Genomic DNA, 16,583 nt, shown 5'->3' on the forward strand with positions numbered 1-16,583 from the left:
CCATGACCGAACGGACGGGAGCGAACGCGGCGACGAAGGCACCGCTCGGCGACCTGGGCCGACGCCTGACCGCCCGGCGGACCCAACTCGGCCTGACACGGCGGGAGGTGGCCACCCGTGCCGGCATGGCCGTCTCCTACCTCGGGTATCTCGAGGACCAGCCCGGTGCCACCCCGGGCGCCGGTGCCCTGATCCGGCTGGCCGAGGCGCTCCGGACCACGGCGACCGAACTGACCGGCGGGGTCGTCGACCTGCCGCCCGGCAGCACACGCGCCGCACGCCGGCCCCGCTTCACGAAGCTGGGTCACGGCGAGTGCCAGGCCCTGCTGGGCTCGCACGGGGTGGGCCGGCTTGCGGTCCCGACGCGCACCGGACCGGTGATCGTGCCCGTCAACTACAGCGTCGTCGACGGCGCGATCGTCTTCCGGACGGCTCCGGGCGCGACACCGTCCTTCGCGGCCGGCTGCCAGGTGGCCTTCGAGGTGGACCGCATCGACGACACCTTCAGCCAGGGCTGGAGCGTGCTGGTGCGCGGACACGCCCAAACCGTGACGGACCCGCGGGAACTGAACCGGTATGCCGAGCACGCCTTCAGCGCACCCTGGCCGGACGGCACCCGTGACGTGTGGGTACGGATCGAGCCCGGTACCGTCACCGGACGCCGGATCGAGGCCTGACCGCCGGCCACGGGGATCAGGAACCACGGGGATCAGGAACGCGACGCGGAGAGCGGCACAGCGGGGGATCGGTGCCGCTCCTGATTCACTGTCCGCCTCGTCCTCGCGCCCTTCCACAGCCGTTCGGCCCTCCCTCGGGGCCGGGTGTCCCCCGCCGGCGTTCGTGCTGTCGCCGGACCAGCCTTCGTGCGGCTCCGGTGGCCGCGCCGCTCAGCCCTTCCCGGCGTCCGGCGAGGGCGCGAGCACCCCATTGCCGTACCGTGCGACGCCCGGGCCCGATACCGTGGCAGCGAAACAGTGGCCGACCCTGGGGAGCCCCGAGTGCCGATGCCGCAGCTGAAACTCGACGAGCTGCTGGAGGAGTTGCAGGCCCGAATCGACGCGGCGCGCGGCACGCGCGACCGTGTGCACAGCCTGCTGGAGGCCGTGCTCTCCGTCGGCCGGGAACTGGATCTGGAACAGGCCCTGCGCTCGATCGTCGAGGCCGCGGCGCTCCTGGTCGACGCCGAGTACGCCGCCCTCGGCGTGATCGGCCCCGACGGCAGGACGCTGTCGGCCTTCCACACCATCGGTATGAGCGAGAAGCAGATCGCCGGGGTCGGCCCCTACCCGGAGGGCCACGGCATCCTCGGCGAGCTGATCCGCCACCCCGAACCCCTGCGGCTGCCGAAGCTCTCCGAGCACCCCGCCTCGTACGGCTTCCCGCCGGGCCACCCGCCGATGAACACGTTCCTGGGCGTCCCCATCCGGGTCCGTGACCAGGTGTTCGGCAATCTGTACCTGACCGAGAAGCGCGGCGGGGCGGACTTCGACGCGGAGGACGAGTCGGTGCTGTCGACGCTTGCCGTCGCGGCCGGCGTGGCCATCGACAACGCCCGCCTGTACGAGGACTCGCGGCAGCGCGAGCGGTGGCTGCTGGCGAACGCCGAGATCAGCCACAGCCTGATGTCGGGCAGCGCACGCGCCGAGGCCCTGGACCTGATCGCGGAACGGGCCCGGGAGATCACGGGCTCGGCCCTCGCGGCCGTGGCGATGCCCATGCCGGACACCGACTCGCTCACCGTTGAGATCGCCGTGGGAGCCGAGGCGGACGCCCACCGGGGACTGGCGCTGCCCCTCTACGAGAGCCTCATGGGCCTGGCGTTCTCCGCCGCGGCCCCGGTGACCAGCGACGACGTCAGCCAGGACCCCCGGGTCGCACCCGAGCCGCCGCGCTTTCGCGGCCTCGGCCCCGCGGTGGCCGTCCCCATCGGTACCGGCGGGGGCGGCGTGCGGGGCGTGGTCCTGCTGGCCCGCGAGAGCGGCGGCCAGGCGTTCTCCGGAAAGGAGACCGAGATGCTCCAGGGCTTCGCCGCGCAGGCCGCGATCGCGATGGAGCTGGCCGAGCGCCGGCAGGACGCCCAGCAGATCGCCCTGCTGGAGGACCGCGACCGGATCGCCCGCGACCTGCACGACCTGGCCATTCAGCGGCTGTTTGCCACCGGAATGACCCTGCAGAGCGCGGGCCGCTTCATCGAGCATCCGGAGGCCGCCGAGCGGGTGCTGCGGGCCGTGGACGACCTCGACGAGACCATCAAGATCATCAGGTCGACGATCTTCGGCCTGCGGGCCCGGGAGGGGGCCGTCGGCAGCGGGCTGCGATCGCGGGTCGTACGAACGATGGGCGAGGCCGCGCCCGTCCTGGGCTTCACTCCCAGCGTGCGCATGGAGGGTCTGGTCGACACCGATGTGCCGCCGGAGATCGCCGACCACATCGTGGCCGTGGTCTCCGAGTCCCTGACCAACATCGCCCGGCACGCGCACGCCGACCGGGCGCAGCTGGTGCTGACGACCGACGGCCGGGAGGTGCGCCTGACGGTGTCGGACAACGGCGTCGGCATCCCTTCGGGCGGTCGTCGCAGCGGACTGCGCAACATGGCCGAACGGGCCGAGAGGCTCGGCGGCCGGCTCACGGTGTCCAGCCCCGACGGCGGCGGCGCCACACTGGACTGGTGCGTTCCGCTACCCACCGAGTAAGGGGCGCTCACCGGCGGAGCCGCCGTGCGGAGTCGGCCGGTGGCGGCCGGTGGATCACCCGGTGTCGGCCGCGGTGAGCCGGCAGTCCACGCCCACGATGCCCTCGACGCCCCGGACCATGCGGACCGCGAGCGGAATCCGCTCACCGTACTGGACCCGCCCGGTGAGTGTCGCGATGCCGTCGGTGACGATGATGTGCACGGGCTCCACCGGAGCCGGGAACAGCACGTCGACCACGTCCCGCCGTATCTCGTCGGCGAGTTCGTCGTCGGTGCGCAGGAACACCTTGAGCAGGTCCCCGCGGCTGACCACGCCTTCGAGCACGCCCTCCGAGGTCACCACGGGCAGCCGCTTGACGTGCTTCAGCGCCATGATGCGCGCCGCCTCGGCGAGCGTGGCGTCGGCGTGGACGGTGACGGCCGGAGCGCTCATCACTTCCTCGGCGCACACCGCCCCGGCCTTGGCGAGGTCGGCCAGCCGGTGCAACTGGGTGCCCCGGTCGGGATCACTGTCCCGGAACTCCTCCTTGGGCAGCAGATCGGCCTCGGACACCACGCCGATGACCCGACCGTCGCCCTCCAGCACCGGCAGGGCACTGACGTTCCACCGCTCCATCCGCTCGACGATGTCCTTGAACCGGGCCGCTTGACCCACCGCGACGACGGCGCGCGTCATCACGTCACTCACTCGGTGCGGGCTGCTCTCCACGGTGTCCTCCTCCGATCGCCGACGTGGCCGGGACACGGCGGTCATACCGATCCCCCGCTGCCGTAGGGGGCGTACAGGTCGAGCAGCCGGATCCGGGAGGCGTGCAGCCGCTCGGCGACCACGCGCCCGACCCAGACCGCGACGGCCCGCCCGAACTCGGGATCGTGCGCGCACACCGCGCGCACGGGCCCGGCGTCGAACTCCCAGGCCCGCACCGGACTCGTCGCCCCGCCTCCCAGGTGCCAGGTGTACGGCGGGAAGTGCCATGACCAGCCGATCAGTTCGCCGTGCCCCAACGTCTCGATCAGGGCAGGACGACGGCCGGGCACACGCAGGTCGAGGGCGACGCTCCCCGTGCGCACGATCCAGAAGCGGTCCGCCCGCCTGCCCTCCTCGAACAGCCGGGTGCCGGCTGGGAAGGAGACCTCACGGGCGAGGGGCATCAGCAGTGCACGGTGCACGGACTCAAGGGCCGTGGTCACGGTGGTGGCGGAGGTCATCGCCGCTCCCTCCAGGGCTTTCCCTGCTTCCAGCCTGAACCCGCGCGGCATCCGCCACCACGGGCCGGTCGGACCTGACCGGGGCCCTTCGGCCCCTGCTCCCGCCACTGCGGAGCGGCGGCGCTCGCCCCGGCCGTCGGCCGGTCCCGGAACCGCCCCCTCCCCCGTGAGCGACGGCGACCGTTTCGGTTCCGAGGCGCCCGGCGCTCCGGTCCCGCACATCGCCACCGCACTCCTCGACGACCACGGCAGCTTCACGCCGATCGCCGTATGTGCTGGTGCCCAGGCAGGCGACGTTCGCCCCGTCGCGACGCCCGGCACGCACTCTCGCCGCACCGACCGAAAGCCCAGGTACGTCCAGTACGAGCGTTACGGGACGTACCTGGGTCTGGGGCCGGTGCGGGGAGTGGGGGCACCTCCCACGCCCTTGAGGCAGCGGGGGAGCGTGCATGGCGTCGCGCGGCAGACGGGAATGGTCGGACAGGAACTGGGTGCAGCGGTGCCGACCCCGGTCGCCGTCGGTGTGGCACGGGGGACGCAGCGCCGGGTTCTCGGCCGAGTCGGAGCCGAGGGCGGCCAGGGCGCCGGGCATCCGCCGCCCGGTCCCCCGTACGGCACGACGGTACGGGGATCAGCGTCTGTCCGGGGTCGCCAACCGGTGCAGCCGCAGGGCGAGTTGGATCTCCAGGGCGCGGGCCGGGGTCTGCCAGTCCTCGCCCAGCAGCCGGCCCACCCGCTCGAGGCGCTGGGCGACCGTGTTCACGTGCACGTGCAGCGCGTCCTTGGTGCGGGCCGGGCTCATCCCGCAGTCGAAGTACGCGTCCAGGGTGCGCAGCAGTTCCGTCCCGCGCCGCTCGTCGTAGTCCACGACCGGGCCGATGGTGCGGTCGACGAAGCCGGCGACGTCCCGCTCGCCCGCGAGGAGCAGGCCGAGGAAGCCGAAGTCCTCGGCCGCCGCACCGTCCCCGGCCCGGCCCAGCAGCCGCAGCGCGTCCAGGCAGCGGCGGCCCTCCGCGTAGGCGGCGGCGACGGTCTCGGGGTGGGTGGTGAGATCGGTGACCGGGGCCGAGGCGCCGACGGTGACGGGCTGATGGACGGCCGTGCCCAGCTGGTGTGCGGTGCGCCGGGCCAGGTCCGTGGCGGTGTCCCCGTCGGCGAGCGGCAGCAGCAGGACGGTGCCGCCGTCCCGCGCCGCGGACAGGCCGTGCCGGGTGGCGGCAAGGTGGGAGGCGGCCGACCACAGGCGACGGCGGGCCACGGCCTCCTCGTCGGCGTCGGCCGCCGGGCCGTCGAGACGCGCGGCGAGGACGACGTGGGTGGCGTCGAGGTCGGCGTGCAGCCGGGCCGCGCGGTCGCGCAGCAGGCGCGGGTCCCGGTCGCGGGCGTCCAGCAGGTCGTCCAGCAGTTCGCCGCGGACGCGCTGTTCGGCCTCGGCGGCCGACCGGCGGGCGAGCAGGAGCAGGGAGGTGACCATCGCCGCGCGCTCCAGGGTGCGCTGGTCCACCGGGTCGAGGCGGGGGTGCCCGCGCAGGACCAGCGCACCGAGGAGCTCGCCGCCGGCGGCGACCGCGGCGATCCAGTCGCTGCCGTGCCGTACGGCGTGGCCCTCGGCGCGGGACGCCTCGAGCGCCTGGGCAGGGGTGGCGGCGGCCTCGCAGAACTCCACGGCACCGTCGAGGACTTCGGAGACGGCGGCGGCCACGTCGTGCACCCCGCCGCCGCGCAGGACGAGTTCGGCGAGCCGGTCGTGGACGTCGGAGGCGCGCTCGATGACGGCGCTGCGATCCCGGATGATCTCGTTGGCGCGCTCCAGGCCCGCCAGGGCCGCGCGGGTCTCGGTGAGCAGGTTGGCGGTGTCGATCGCGGCGGCGGCGAGGGCGGCGAAGGAGCCGAGCAGGGCGATCTGCGCGCGCTCGAAGACGCGTGCCCTGCGGTCGGCGGCGAAGAGGACGCCGATGACGTGGGGGCCGAGCATGAGGGGGACTCCGAGGATGGCGACAAGTCCCTCGTCGCGGACGCCGGAATCGATGGTGTGGGTGTGCTGGAAGCGGGCGTCCTTGAAGTAGTCGTCCGTGACGTACGGCCGGGTCGTCTGGGCGACCAGTCCGCCGAGCCCCTCGCCCATGCCGAGGCGCAGTTGCTGGAAGCGGGCGGAGACGGATCCCTCGGTGACCCGCATATAGGTGTCGCCGCGCGCCGGGTCGTTCAGGGTGAGGTAGGCGACGTCCGTGCCGAGCAGGGAGCGGGCGCGCTGGACGATGGCCTGCAGGACGGCGTCCAGGTCGCGCAGTCCCGCGAGGTCGTGGGCGGTCTCGAAGAGCGCGGACAGCTCCGCCTCGCGCCGACGCCGGCCTTCCAGCTCGGCCCTGACCCGCAGGGCGAGCATCTTGGCCTGTTCCAGCGCGGCGATCCGGTCGGCCGGTCCGCCCTCGGCGCGGGCGAGCAGCACCGGCTGCTCGTACGCCTCCGCGGTGGCGTCGCGGGCGAGCAGCTCGAGGTAGGGGGCCTCGATGCTGGTGCTGGATGCCGGCTGAAGGTGATCGCGAGACATGGTCACAGGATTCCTCATCCGCCGCCCGGCCGGTCAGGCCTGTGGACAACTCCGGTGCCGGGCGCCGGGCGTTTCAGTGGGCGGTCCAGCCCCCGTCGAGCACCAGGGAGGTGCCGGTGACGAAGGACGCCTGCGGGCTGCACAGGTAGGCCACGGCTTCGGCCACCTCCTCCGGTTCGATGAGCCGCTTCATCGCGCTGTCCTTCAGCATGATCTCGGACAGCACGCGGTCCTCGGGGATGCCGTGCGCCTGCGCCTGGTCGGCGATCTGCTCCTCCACCAGGGGGGTGCGCACATAGCCCGGGTTCACACAGTTCGAGGTCACTCCATGGGCGGCGCCTTCGAGCGCGGCCGTTTTCGACAGGCCCTCGAGACCGTGTTTGGCGGCCACGTACGCGGACTTGAAGGCGGAGGCGCGCAGTCCGTGGACGGAGGACACATTCACGATCCGGCCCCAGCCCTGTGCGTACATGTGCGGCAGGGCCCCGCGGATGAGGCGGAACGGTGCCTCCAGCATCACGGTCAGCACGGTGTGGAAGACCTCGGGCGGGAACTCCTCGATCGGGCGCACCAGCTGGAGGCCCGCGTTGTTGACCAGCACGTCCGTGCCGGCGGCGGCGCGCTCGGCGGCGTCGAGGTCGGTGAGGTCCACGGCGAGCGGTTCGACGGTTCCCGGCACGCCGACGGCGCGTCCCGCCTGCTGGACCAGCTCGGCGAGGCCGGCCGCGTTCCGGTCGACGGCCCGCACCTTCGCTCCGGCGGCCGCCAGCCGCAGCGCACACGCGCGGCCGATGCCGCTGGCGGCGCCGGTGACGAGGGCGGTCCGGCCGCCGAGGTCGAGGACGAGGTGCTGCGGGTGGGGGCCGGGCGGGGGGCTGGACGAGGTCATGTGCCGACCCTAAGCGGAACCCACCCGTCACCACATGTGGTGACTACCCATACTTCAGCCCGTAGCCGTAGGGTCAAACCATGTGGGTGCATCCGACATGGCCTGCTTGATCCGGAAGCGCCCGAACTCGTGGAGATCGGGCAGCGCGTCCACGTCGAACCAGCCCACTTCCAGGGACTCGTCGTCGTTGACCCGGGCCTCGCCACCCACCGCGCGGCAGCGGAAGGTGATGTCCATGTACTGGCACTGGTCGCCGTTGGGGTAGGTGACCGGTTCGAGGGCCTGCACCAGGACGACCCGCTCGGCGACGCACCGCACCGCCGTCTCCTCGTAGACCTCCCGCACGGCACAGGCAGCGGGCTGCTCGCCGGGGTCCGGGATCCCCCCGATCACCGACCACTTGCGGGTGTCGGCCCGCCGGCCCAGAAGCGTTCTGCCCTCGTCGTCGAAGACGACCGCGGTGATCCCGGGGAGCCAGAGCAACTGCTGACCGGCGGTGGCCCGGAGCGTGCGGATGAAGTCAGGAGTAGCCATGCGCCCGACCCTAACCGGCGGGGCCCGCGCTCTCCGGGCGGTTCGGAGGACGCACACGCCGGTTCAGCGGGGGCACCCGGGCCGTACGGCCGTACGCCACCTGTGCGCCGACCGTGCTCGTGCGCTTACGCGTCCTCGGTGCGCCGGCGGCGCAGCCCCGACCCGATCGCCCAGCCGACGCCGCCCGCAGCGACCAGCACCAGGGCGATCTCCGGGAGGATGCCCAGCTCGGTCGCGGGCGTCCTCGACGTGCGCAGCGGCACCTTCTGCACGAGATAGGCAGGCACGAACATGCCGGTCTTCTGGGTGATCCTGCCGTCCGGCATGATGATCGCGCTGACGCCGCTGGTCACCGGCACGGTGACGGTGCGGCTGTGCTCGACCGCGCGGATCCGTGACATGGCGAGCTGCTGGTAGGTCATCTCGCTGCGGTCGAAGGTGGCGTTGTTGCTCGGCACGGAGATCATCTCCGCGCCGTGGGTGACGGTGTCCCGCACGTCCCAGTCGAAGGCGGCCTCGTAGCAGGTGGCGAGGCCCACCTTGGCGCCGTCGAGGTCGAACACACCCGGGGTGCTGCCGCGGCTGAAGTCCTGGCGGACCATGCCGGTCCAGTTCTTGTTGATCGCGCCGACGAGCCCGCGCAGCGGCAGGTACTCGCCGAACGGCTGTATCTGCCGCTTGTCGTAGGTCTGCGTCGGTCCCTTGACCGGGTCCCACAGGATCTGCTCGTTGAGCAACTTGCCGTCCCGCTCCACGACAGCGCCGACCGAGACGGGAACGCCGACGGCCTTGGCGGCCTCCTCGATGACGGCGGCCGCGTCCGGATTGGCGAAGGGGTCGATGTCGGAGGAGTTCTCCGGCCACAGCACGTAGTCGGGCTTCGGGACCTTGCCCGCCTTGATGTCGGCGGCGAGCCGGAGGGTCTCGCGCACGTGGTGGTCGAGCACGGCCCGCCGCTGGGCGCTGAACTCCAGACCGGATCGCGGCACGTTGCCCTGGATGACCGCGACGGTCCGGGTGCCGTCCTCCGCCTTGTCGCTGACCAGCGGCCGGGCGGCGACCGCGCCCGCGACGGGCACGGCCACGCTCAGCAGCGCGGCGGCCGCCGCCCCGCGCCGCACCGTCCGCGTCCGGCGCCGCTCGGCGAGCAGCCGCCCGGCCTCGTACAGGCCGAATCCGCACAGGACGACCGCGAAACCGAGCACGGGCGTGCCGCCCACCGCGGCGAGCGGGAGGAAGACGCCGTCCGCCTGCCCGAACGCGATCTTGCCCCAGGGGAAGCCCCGGAAGGGCACACGCGCGCGTACCGCCTCGCCCGCGATCCAGACGGCTGCCGCCCACACCGGCCGGGCCGGCAACCGTGAGACGGCGGCGACACCGACGCCGACCAGGGCGATGAACACCGCCTCGATGGCGACGAGGGCGAGCCAGGGACCGGGACCGACCTCCACGCCGGTCCACACCAGCAGCGGCAGCAGGAAACCGAGCCCGAACAGATAGCCGAGGCCCAGGGCCGCCTTCCAGCCCCGGCCGCGCAGCACCCAGCCGAAACCGGCGAAGGCGGGCAGCGCCAGCCACCACAGGGTGCGCGGCGGGAAGCTGACGTAGAGGAGCACTCCGCAGAGCGCGGAGGCGACGGCCGGAACCAGGCGGAGCAGGCGGCCGCGGAACACGCCGGGCGCGGGGGACGGCTGGAGCTGGTCCGGCTGGTCCACGGAAGTAGCGGTGACGGTCACCCGGGTGAGTGTACGGCGGGCTCCCGGCCCGCCGACAGCGCGGTTCGCGGGCCGGACGCCCCGCGTCGTCGCTGGTCCGGCCGTGGTCGCCGCGCTCCCCGACCGGTGGGCCGGCCGGTGCCGTGCCCGGCGTCCCACCGCGACGTTCCGCCGCATCTCGTGCCCAAAGCGGTCATCAGCCGCTACGGTGTGCCCAGCCTCGGCGGTGCGGCCGGATCCGGCGTCGTGCCCGGCCGTGGCCTGAGGCAGGGGTCGGGACCGGGGACGAGGGGCAGTGGTGGGGTCGACGGGGACGAGGCCCGCGTCCGGGGTGGACGCGGACGCGGTCGACGTCAGGCGAAACGTTTCTGACGGCGCGGGCATGATCCTCCTGGGCGCCTGTGCCGGATGGTCGCTGATCACCGCGGCCGCGCACGACGGACGGCCCGAGGGTGTGCTGCTCGCGGTGCTCGCCGTGGCCGCCGGTCATGCCGTCGGCCGGGTGTCCGGGGCACTGCTGCCGGTCGCCGCGCCCTGCGCCGGCGCGGCGGTCGGAGTGACGCTGGCCGTGGTGCTGCCCGGCCTGTCCGCGGGTCCCCGGTACTCCTCCCCGCTCGGCCACGCCGGCGGTACGGCCGCACTGTTGGCTCTGGCCACGGGCGCCATGTGCTGTGCCGCCTGGGCCATGCCGGTCCCGGAACTGCGGCTGGTGCTGTGGCTGCCGACCGTCGGGACCGTGTCGGCCGGGGCCGTACTCGGGTCGCCCGCCGGGTGCACGGCCAGTGCGGCCGTGCTGCTGTGCTCGCTCGCCGCCGGTGCGGCGCCCCGGCGGGGCGCGTGCCTGGGGGGCCTGGCCGTGGTGGCGGCCCTGACGGCCGGCGCCGTCTGGGCGCTCGCCGCAGGTGTGCTGCCGGGCGGCCTCGCCCGGGTGCTCGCGGTCCGGCTGGACCCGCACCGGGTGGCGCTGTGGCAGGAAGCCCTGCGGCTGGCGGGCCGCGACCGGGGTCTCGGCGTCGGTCCGGGACGGTTCGGCGAACTGGCCGGTACGGCCCCGCACGCCCTGTCCGCCGACGGCAGGCCGCACTCGGCCCTGCTGCAGTCGGCGGCGGAACAGGGCGCCGTCGGGGTGCTGCTGTGCGTCGCCGCGTTCTGCTGGGTGCTGCACGCGCTGTGGCGCTCGCCCCGCTCCACACCGGTCGTCCTGACCGCCGGCGCCGCCCTGACCGCGCTGGGCGTGTTCGCCATGGTGAGCGACGCGCTCAGCTTCACCGCGGTGACCGTGGGCACCGGGCTGCTGGCCGGGTGGGCGACGGCGCGGCCATGGGCGCACGACGCGGAGCCGGCTCTGAACGGTGACGGGCCCGGCCTCAGAGGGCCTGGCCAGGAGTGACCGTGCGCAGGCGGTCCCGGATGGCCCGTACCGCCGCCTCGGCGTTGTCCACCGTGATCGTGAAGGTGTGACCGTCCCACAGGCGCAGCACGATGCCCTCGCCGCGTCGGACGACGACGGCGGTGCCCTTCTCGGGGCGCCACCGGTAGCCCCAGCCTCCCCAGTGCCGGGGGGTGACCAGGGCGGTGAAGTCCGCGCCGGCCACATGGGAGAGCGGGATGCGGCGGCGAGGCAGCCCGATGTGGCCACAGCGCACCTCCACGCACTCCTTGTCGAGCTTGAGATCGACGTGCACGAAGGCGAGCGTGCCGAAGAGCACCAGCAGACCGGCGGCGATGCAGCCCACGACGGACATCGCGAGCGGGGCGACACCGGAGGTCCACGCGGAATCCACGGCCAGTTCGACCCCGAGTGCCATGCAGGCCGCGCCGACCAGCGCCAGCAGCCATTGGACGCGGTTCGTGGCACGCCCGGTCCAGACCTCGGGGGGCCGGCCGTCCTCGGTCCGGGGGTGGTCCCTCATGGTTATGAGGTTACTCAGGTTTCGCTGCGCGGGTAGCGCGTCGCAGAGGGTGACCGCTCCGGGTGGGCCCGCGGCTGCACGCCCGGGGACGGATCAGCGCACGGGGCTGACCGCCTGCAGGAAACGCCCCTCCGCGTAGGACAGCGCGGTGTCCGGGAGGGTGGCCTCGCGACCGCTGAGCAGCACCGTGAGCCCGCTGCCGGGGGCGGCGTCCGCGTCCGGGGCCGCCTCCGCGCCGATCCTGCGCAGGGCCTGCGCGGCCACCGCCCCGGCGGAGCCGTGCAGGGCGAGCGGCGGACGGCCGGGCCGCTGGACGGCGGCCCGGATGCGCTCGCCGACCAGCTCGTAGTTGGTGCAGCCCAGGACGACGGTGGTCACCTCCTCCGGGGTGCGGGCGGCGGCCGCGGCGATCGCGGCGTCGATCGCGGCGTCGTCCGCGTGGTGCACGGCGTCCGCCAGTCCCGGGCAGGGCACCTCGGTGACGGCGACGCCGGCGGCGAACTGCTCGATCAGGTTCCGCTGGTAGGCGCTCCCGGTGGTGGCGGGGGTCGCCCAGATCGCCACGTGCCCGCCGCCCGCTGCGGCCGGCTTGATCGCCGGGACGGTGCCGATGATCGGCACATCCGGCTCGAAGCGGGACCGCAGCACTGGCAGGGCGTGCACGGACGCGGTGTTGCAGGCGACGATCAGGACGTCGGGCCCGTGGGCGGCGGCGGCCTCGCACACGGCGAGGGCCCGCTGGGTGATGTCGTCGGGGGTGCGCGGCCCCCAGGGCATCCCGTCCGGGTCCCAGGACAGTACGAGCTCCGCATCGGGCCGCAGCCGCCGTACCGCGGCGGCCGCGGGGAGCAGGCCGATTCCGGAGTCCATGAGCGCGATCTTCACCCGGCCACGATAGACGATCGGGCCTTGCCCGCCGCTCGGGTGGGGCAGACTCGGGACGTGAGCGCCCTGTTGTGGATCACCGTCGTATCGCTGGCCGCCTGGTGCTGGCTGCTGCTGGGCCAGGGCTTCTTCTGGCGCACGGACGTGCGGCTGCCACCCGACCCGGAACCGGACGCGTGGCCGTCCGTCTGTGCGGTCGTACCGGCCCGTGACGAGGCCGCCGTGCTGCCCGCGAGCCTGCCGTCGCTGCTGACGCAGGACTATCCGGGGCGGGCGGAGGTCTTCCTGGTGGACGACGGCAGCACCGACGGCACCGGGGAGCTGGCCCGCGAGCTGTCCCGGCGGCACGGCGGGCTGCCGCTGACCGTGGGCTCGCCGGGCGAGCCGCCGGCGGGGTGGACGGGCAAGCTGTGGGCGGTGCGGCACGGCATCGGCCTGGCACGCGCGCGTGATCCCGAGTACCTGCTGCTGACGGACGCGGACATCGCGCACGCGCCGGACAGCCTGCGCACGCTGGTGGCGGCGGCCCGTGCCGGGGGCTACGACGTCGTGTCGCAGATGGCACGGCTGCGGGTGGAGAGTGTGTGGGAGCGGCTGGTGGTCCCGGCGTTCGTCTATTTCTTCGCCCAGCTGTATCCCTTCCGGTGGATCGGCCGCAGGGGCTCGCGTACGGCCGCAGCAGCGGGCGGTTGTGTCCTGCTGCGTGCCGCGACGGCCGAGAAGGCCCGCGTCCCCGACTCCATCCGGCACGCGGTGATCGACGACGTGGCCCTCGCACGCGCGGTCAAGGACGCCGGAGGACACGTGTGGCTGGGGCTGGCCGACCGGGTGGACAGCGTGCGGCCGTACCCGCGGCTTGACGACCTGTGGCGGATGGTCTCGCGCAGCGCCTACGCCCAGTTGCGGCACAACCCGCTGCTGCTCCTCGGCACGGTGGCCGGGCTGGTGCTGGTGTACCTGGTGCCGCCAGCGGCGCTGGCCGTGGGAGCGGCGGGGGGCTCGGCACCGACGGCGGCCGTCGGCGCCGCGGCGTGGGCGGTGATGGCGGGGACGTACGTGCCGATGCTGCGCCACTACCGGCAGCCGCTGTGGCTCGCCCCGCTGCTGCCGTTCACCGCGCTGCTGTACCTCCTGATGACGGTCGACTCGGCCGTGCAGCACTACCGGGGACGCGGGGCGGCCTGGAAGGGCCGCACGTACACTCGTCCCGGCGCCGTGCCCGACGAGGGCTGAGCCCGGTCATTTGCGGCCGGGCGTCCAGCTCATGCCCCAGCCGTAGGCGCGGTCGACGGTCCGCTGCGGGCTGACTCCGCGCTGCGGCACCAGGTACCGCGCCTCGCGCCGCACGAGGAGGTCGCCGCCCGTGTTGGTGATCAGCGCGAGCGCGCACACCGTGGAGGGGACGGTGCACTCGTCGAGCGAGAAGTCGATCGGGGCGCCGTGCTGCGGCTGCAGGGTGACGGTGGCGTGCAGGTCGGCGAAGGAGTCGGCGCCTTCGTAGATGGTGACGAAGACGAGGATGCGCCGGAAGTCCTGCTTGTGATCGAGGTTGATGGTGAGGTTCTCGCCGCTCGCGACGGCACCGGTGCGGTCGTCGCCGTCGAGGTGGATGTACGGCGGCCGGTGCAGCGATCCGAAGGCGTTGCCGAGGGCCTGTACGACGCCCTTGCGGCCGTCGGTGAGTTCGTACAGGGCGCACAGGTCGAGGTCGATCTCTCCGCGGACGCCGCCTCCCCACCGGCTGCCCCACCCCGAAAGATGCTTGCGGGTCTGCCAGTTGAGGTTGACCCGCATTCCTCCGGAGGTGCCGCCCTGCTTGGCGAGGGAGACGGAGGGCGCCGTCTTCGTCAGGGTGACCTTGGACAGACGCACGGGCTGCGGCGCCGGAGGGGGCACGGAGGCGGCCGGCACGGGGTGCGGCGGTGCGGGGGCGGTCACGGGAGCCGGGGGCGGCGTCCCCCTCGCCGGCACGGGAGGCGGCGGGGGTGCGAGGGCCGCCGCCGGCGGGGGCGGCTCCACCCGGGACGGTGCGGCGGTCGGCACCGCGTGCTGGGGCTCGTCCACGGTGATGCCGAAGTCCGTTGCCAGGCCCTCGAGTCCGCTGCTGTAGCCCTGGCCGACGGCGCGGAACTTCCAGGCGCCCTGCCGGCGGTAGAACTCGCCGAGCACGAACGCCGTCTCCACGGTCGCGCCCAGGCTGTCGAAGCGGGCGACCGGCCGGCCGCTCGCGGCATCCGACACCTCGATGTAGAGCCCGGAGACCTGCCCGAACGTCCCGCCGTCGGCTGAGGCGGCGAGGACGATCCGCCCGATCGCGCCCTCCACGCGCGCGAGGTCCACCCAGAGGGTGTCGGTGACGCCCGCGCCGGTCGTCCTCTTGCCCTCGTGGCGCACCGCGCCGGAAGGATGGGCGGGCTGGTTGTAGAAGACGAAGTCGTCGTCGGAGCGCACCTTTCCGGTGGCGAGCAGCAGCGCCGAGGCGTCCGCGTCGGGCACACCGGGCCGGGAGTGCCACCCCAGTTCCACCCGCAGTGCCGTGGTCGGCACCGGCGCGTTCGCCCCTTTCAGCATGGACATGTCCGCCCCCATCCGTGTCGGCTTCGCGACCGTCGGTCGTCCAGGTCATCCCTACCCGCACAACCTATGCGCGCCCACGGCGAACTCCCACGGTCAGGCGTGGGAGATCGCCGGTCAACCGACGGTAACCCCGAAGGAACTGGCCCTTTACATGATTAAGGCGCGTATCGCTGTCCCTTTTTGTCAATTTCGCTCGGATTAGGGATCCCGCGTCACTGCGGACACGGAAAACAACCCTCTTATCGGTCTCCCCAACGAGCACATCGTGGGCTTAACTTATGTGCCATGACCTCCCCCCGCTCCACTTATGGTGGCGGCTACTACTCCGCCTCCTTCCCGGACACCCCGATCTACGACTCGCTCGTCGCCGAGCGCGGTACGCCGCAGATCGCCCCGATCCGGGTCCCCGCCGCCTACGACACGGGCAGCAGCCTGCCCGCACTGCCGTCGGCACTGCCCGCCCTCCCGGCGGCACCGTCCCCGCAGGCCCCCGCCTACGGCTACCCGCAGATCCCGCAGCCCGCACCGCTGCAGCAGGCGCCGACGGCGTACATCCCGCAGCAGGCGAGCGCCCCGCGGGGTTACCCCGGCCCGCAGGCGCCGCAGCAGCAGCGTCCGATGGGCACCGGCTACGAGGCCATGCGCCCGGCCGCGCCGAGGCCCGCGCCGACTCCCTACCAGGACCCGTACAACAACCAGCAGTACCGCGGCTACTGACCGGCGCGCCGCCCGCTGCCCGCTGGCACGATGGCGGCATGGGAAACGCCGAACTGCAGTCGATCCACGTCCATCCGGTCAAGGCGTTCCGGGGTGTCGCCTCCCGGGAGGCCGTGGTGGAGCCCTGGGGCCTGGCCGGGGACCGGCGCTGGACACTGGTCGACGACGGGGGAAGGGTCGTCACCCAGCGCGAGCAGCCGCGGCTCGCGCTGGCCGCCGCCGAGCCGGGCCCCGGCGGCGGCGTCCGGCTGTCCGCGCCCGGCCGCGCGCCGTTGACGGTGTCCGTGCCCGAGCCGGCCGGGACGGTGCCGGTGAACGTGTTCGGCACGAAGGTCGAGGCGGTGCCGGCCGCCGCTGCCGCGCACGCCTGGTGCAGTGCCTATCTGGAGGCGGACGTCCGCCTGGTCCATCTGGACGATCCCGCCACCCGCCGCCCGGTCGACCCCGAATACGCCCTGCCCGGCGAGACGGTCGGCTTCGCCGACGGCTATCCCCTGCTGGTCACCACGACCGCCTCCCTCGACGCCCTGAACTCCCTGATCACCCAGGGCTCGCACGCGCACGAGGGTCCGCTGCCGATGAACCGCTTCCGGCCCAACGTCGTCGTCGCCGGCACCGAGGCCTGGGCCGAGGACCACTGGTCGCGGATCTCGGTCGGCGAGGTCCTCTTCCGCGTCGCGAAGCCGAGCGGTCGCTGCGTCGTCACGACCACCGACCAGGACACCGCCGTACGCGGCCGCGAGCCGCTGCACACCCTGGCGCGCCACCGCAATGTCGGCTCAAGGCTCCTGTTCGGCCAGAACCTCGTGCCCCTCTCACGCGGCACGATCAGGACCGGGGACCCGGTCCGCGTACTCGACTAGGTGTTCTGTCCGGGGAGGTTGTGGACAGGTGAGCCAGA

Annotated in this window: 15 protein-coding genes; 6 read left to right on the forward strand and 9 right to left on the reverse strand. The window is 73.6% G+C overall.

Annotated elements, in window-relative coordinates; all coding sequences use genetic code 11:
- The first annotated feature begins 2 nt into the window (after positions 1-2).
- A complete protein-coding gene (locus tag AC5WRT_RS35965) occupies positions 3-677 on the forward strand; it encodes a helix-turn-helix domain-containing protein (RefSeq protein WP_496100974.1) in 675 nt (224 codons plus the stop codon).
- Positions 678-1,004: 327 nt separating this feature from the next.
- Positions 1,005-2,693, forward strand: coding sequence for a GAF domain-containing sensor histidine kinase (locus AC5WRT_RS35970; protein WP_496100975.1), 1,689 nt, complete (start codon positions 1,005-1,007; stop codon positions 2,691-2,693).
- A 54-nt stretch (positions 2,694-2,747) separates the two neighbouring features.
- Here the strand turns inward: AC5WRT_RS35970 and AC5WRT_RS35975 are convergent, their stop codons facing one another.
- The 6 genes from AC5WRT_RS35975 to lnt all read right to left on the reverse strand — a co-directional run bounded on the left by AC5WRT_RS35975 (position 2,748) and on the right by lnt (position 9,611).
- Positions 2,748-3,401 carry a CBS domain-containing protein gene (locus AC5WRT_RS35975; RefSeq protein WP_496098378.1) on the reverse strand — a complete coding sequence of 218 codons (654 nt, stop codon included), beginning with the start codon at positions 3,399-3,401 and terminating at the stop codon, positions 2,748-2,750.
- A gap of 41 nt (positions 3,402-3,442) precedes the next feature.
- Positions 3,443-3,901 (reverse strand): cyclic nucleotide-binding domain-containing protein, encoded by a 459-nt coding sequence (locus tag AC5WRT_RS35980; protein ID WP_496098379.1) that lies wholly within the window; start codon positions 3,899-3,901, stop codon positions 3,443-3,445.
- 631 nt (positions 3,902-4,532) lie between these two features.
- On the reverse strand, positions 4,533-6,452 hold the full coding sequence (locus tag AC5WRT_RS35985) for a helix-turn-helix domain-containing protein (RefSeq protein ID WP_496098380.1): 1,920 nt from the start codon (positions 6,450-6,452) through the stop codon (positions 4,533-4,535).
- Positions 6,453-6,525: 73 nt separating this feature from the next.
- Entirely contained in the window at positions 6,526-7,341 is an 816-nt protein-coding gene (locus AC5WRT_RS35990; RefSeq protein WP_496098381.1) for a 3-hydroxybutyrate dehydrogenase, read from the reverse strand.
- Between the two features lie 54 nt (positions 7,342-7,395).
- Positions 7,396-7,875 (reverse strand): NUDIX hydrolase, encoded by a 480-nt coding sequence (locus AC5WRT_RS35995; protein ID WP_496098382.1) that lies wholly within the window; start codon positions 7,873-7,875, stop codon positions 7,396-7,398.
- Positions 7,876-8,000: 125 nt separating this feature from the next.
- Entirely contained in the window at positions 8,001-9,611 is a 1,611-nt protein-coding gene (gene lnt, locus AC5WRT_RS36000; protein WP_496098383.1) for an apolipoprotein N-acyltransferase, read from the reverse strand.
- A gap of 361 nt (positions 9,612-9,972) precedes the next feature.
- Here lnt and AC5WRT_RS36005 point away from each other — a divergent pair, with 361 nt between their 5' ends.
- Positions 9,973-10,980, forward strand: a complete 1,008-nt coding sequence (locus tag AC5WRT_RS36005; RefSeq protein WP_496098384.1) for an O-antigen ligase family protein — start codon at positions 9,973-9,975, stop codon at positions 10,978-10,980.
- On the opposite strand, the gene AC5WRT_RS36010 is transcribed toward AC5WRT_RS36005, so the two are convergent.
- Both AC5WRT_RS36010 and AC5WRT_RS36015 read right to left on the reverse strand, forming a co-directional pair.
- Complete coding sequence (locus AC5WRT_RS36010; RefSeq protein WP_496098385.1) at positions 10,958-11,503, reverse strand: hypothetical protein; 546 nt, start codon at positions 11,501-11,503, stop codon at positions 10,958-10,960. The genes AC5WRT_RS36005 and AC5WRT_RS36010 overlap by 23 nt on opposite strands.
- A 93-nt stretch (positions 11,504-11,596) precedes the next feature.
- Complete coding sequence (locus AC5WRT_RS36015) at positions 11,597-12,388, reverse strand: glutamate racemase (protein ID WP_496098386.1); 792 nt, start codon at positions 12,386-12,388, stop codon at positions 11,597-11,599.
- Positions 12,389-12,427: 39 nt separating this feature from the next.
- Here AC5WRT_RS36015 and AC5WRT_RS36020 point away from each other — a divergent pair, with 39 nt between their 5' ends.
- Complete coding sequence (locus AC5WRT_RS36020) at positions 12,428-13,621, forward strand: glycosyltransferase (RefSeq protein ID WP_496098390.1); 1,194 nt, start codon at positions 12,428-12,430, stop codon at positions 13,619-13,621.
- Between the two features lie 6 nt (positions 13,622-13,627).
- On the opposite strand, the gene AC5WRT_RS36025 is transcribed toward AC5WRT_RS36020, so the two are convergent.
- Positions 13,628-14,965 carry a TerD family protein gene (locus AC5WRT_RS36025; RefSeq protein ID WP_496098387.1) on the reverse strand — a complete coding sequence of 446 codons (1,338 nt, stop codon included), beginning with the start codon at positions 14,963-14,965 and terminating at the stop codon, positions 13,628-13,630.
- Between the two features lie 285 nt (positions 14,966-15,250).
- Between AC5WRT_RS36025 and AC5WRT_RS36030 the strand changes: the two genes are divergently transcribed.
- Both AC5WRT_RS36030 and AC5WRT_RS36035 read left to right on the forward strand, forming a co-directional pair.
- Positions 15,251-15,682: a DUF6643 family protein gene (locus AC5WRT_RS36030; RefSeq protein ID WP_496098388.1), complete on the forward strand. Its 432-nt coding sequence runs from the start codon at positions 15,251-15,253 to the stop codon at positions 15,680-15,682.
- Positions 15,683-15,720: 38 nt separating this feature from the next.
- Positions 15,721-16,545, forward strand: a complete 825-nt coding sequence (locus AC5WRT_RS36035) for an MOSC domain-containing protein (RefSeq protein ID WP_496098389.1) — start codon at positions 15,721-15,723, stop codon at positions 16,543-16,545.
- Positions 16,546-16,583 lie beyond the last annotated feature (38 nt).

It is taken from the genome of Streptomyces sp. NTD91 (assembly GCF_059510455.1).